The 2,169-nt window shown below is 42.6% G+C and carries 2 protein-coding genes; both read left to right on the top strand.

The genetic code is table 11. The features are described from left to right. Nucleotides 1-100 precede the first annotated feature (100 nt). The gene (locus BLV48_RS18660) at nucleotides 101-964 is read left to right on the top strand and encodes a DUF2806 domain-containing protein (protein ID WP_091828275.1); all 864 of its coding nucleotides are present in this window, start codon (nucleotides 101-103) and stop codon (nucleotides 962-964) included. Nucleotides 965-1,069: 105 nt separating this feature from the next. Further along, entirely contained in the window at nucleotides 1,070-2,077 is a 1,008-nt protein-coding gene (locus BLV48_RS18655) for a DUF4062 domain-containing protein (RefSeq protein WP_091828274.1), read from the top strand. Nucleotides 2,078-2,169: the final 92 nt, after the last annotated feature.

Raw genomic sequence — 2,169 nt, 5'->3', positions numbered from 1 at the left:
TATCGGTGACTCATCATGAACTCTGTGCCAGCGTATATTTTTTTGCGCTTTCAGCGGCACGTTAACTAAACGTTAAGTAGCTTCAACTGGAGGGGAAATAGTGGCGGAAGGAAGCTCACTTATAAACCTAGGAGACTTGTCGAAACCAGCGACAGTTTTGATTGAAAAAGTATCAAATGCTGTTGGTGTTCTTTACGAACCTAGACGGATAAAGAAGAGGGCTGAAGCCGAGGCAGAAGCTGAAAAAATTAAAGCATTGGCATCTATCGAACTTAGCGATCTACAACAGAGGGCTATTGATCGAATGGTTCAGCAAGAGGCCCGAAAACAAGAAAATATCGAATCTATTACGGCCCAAGCCGCATCATCATTATCCGAAGATTCAGATGTGGAGAATCTGGAAGAAGACTGGGTAGCCCACTTCTTTAAGAATTGCGACACTGTTTCGGATACGGAGATGCAGTCACTGTGGAGTCGGTTGCTGTCTGGGGAAGCATCAAAGCCAGGTACATTTTCTAAGCGAACGGTAGACTTTGTAGCGTCAATGGATAAAAAAGACGCAGAGATATTTACTAGATTCTGTCAGTTTTCTTGGTTTATGGGAGATGTCATGCCGCTTATCATAAACCATGATGACGACATCTATAAAAATGAGGGCATTAACTTTAGTGTTCTCAAGCACTTAGATGCGATCGGGCTTATATCTTTTGAGCCAACCTCAGGCTACCGTCGAATGGGTTTTGGTAAATTTGCTCAGATTTTCTATTTCGGGAGGCCCACAATTATTGAGTTCCCTAAAGATAGTGATAATGAATTAAAGATTGGAACGGTTTTACTTACTCGTGCAGGTCAAGAACTCGCTCCAATATGTGGTGCGCAGAGAAATGAAAGATTTTATGAATATGTGATTGGGCAATGGTTTAAAAGTGGTCTTATCATTCAAACACCGTTACTTAACAAATAGTTGCAGTGCGTTTCGGGCCAGATGGCCCTCCACCGGACGCCCTTTTCTCCGCTTCGCTACAAAAAGGTCGCCGCTGAACAAATGCGTTAAGTGTAAAAGGGAACCATGGAAAAACGTTACCAAGTATTCGTAAGCTCCACATATGTGGATCTAAAAGATGAGCGTCAGCAAGTATTGCAGGCACTTATGGAGATGGATTGCATTCCCGCAGGGATGGAACTATTCCCCGCCGCTGATGAGGAACAATGGGAGTTTATTAAACGGGTAATTGATGATTGTGATTACTACTTGCTGATCATAGGAGGCAAGTATGGCTCATTATCCAGCGAGGGCATTAGTTACACTGAAATGGAGTATGACTATGCAGTGGAGCAAGGATTGAAAATTGTCGCATTGCTTCATGATGACCCTGAGAACCTTCCTGGCACAAAAATAGAAATAGACCCAGAGGCCAGGGAGAATCTGAATCAATTTAGAGAAAAGGTTTCAACTGGACGGCTAGTAAAATTCTGGAACCGTGCAGATCAATTGGCAGGCTTGGTGGCACTAAGTCTTTCTAAAACAATAAAAATGTATCCCGCTATTGGGTGGGTAAGAGCAGATCAAGGCAATTCAACAGAGCTTCTTATCCAGCTCAATGATCTTCGCCAGAAAAACGAAGTACTCCTGTTGGAAAATCAGCAGCTTAAGCAGCAGGCAATAACTGACACTGGTGATTACTCGTCTGGCGAAGAAGTAATTCAATTAAAAGGCACGTATAAAACTTCTTATGACAGTCGTTACAATCAAGATTGGGAGTTTGAGGTAACTTGGAATCAAATAATTTCATACATAGGCCCTCATCTGCTTCAACACCTAAATGATGATTCAGTTAATAGCCAGCTCGCCAAATCTATTCTGAAGGCAAATGGCAAAGATGCAGATTTCTATTACAGAACAAAGGTCGAGGAAGAAGTTTTTCAAACAGTAAAACTGCAATTGATGGCTTTGGGGGTTGTTGAGGTCAAAAGCCTTCAAACCAAGCAGGGAGGCATGGCATTGTTCTGGATATTAACCCCCAAGGGAAAGAAATGCTTAATAGATGTACGAACAATCAAAAAAGAAAACACTTAACAATTAGCTCCAGCGGACTCTGTAGTTCCCCCGGTTCAGTGGACACCTCGATCTAATTCAGACGAGGTGAGATATGCCAGCGTACAAGAACC

Source organism: Marinobacterium iners DSM 11526, from assembly GCF_900107855.1.
Classification (GTDB): Bacteria; Pseudomonadota; Gammaproteobacteria; order Pseudomonadales; family Balneatricaceae; genus Marinobacterium; species Marinobacterium iners.
The sequence above is the reverse complement of the archived record's forward strand: the minus strand, read 5'-3'. Positions and strand labels throughout refer to the sequence as shown.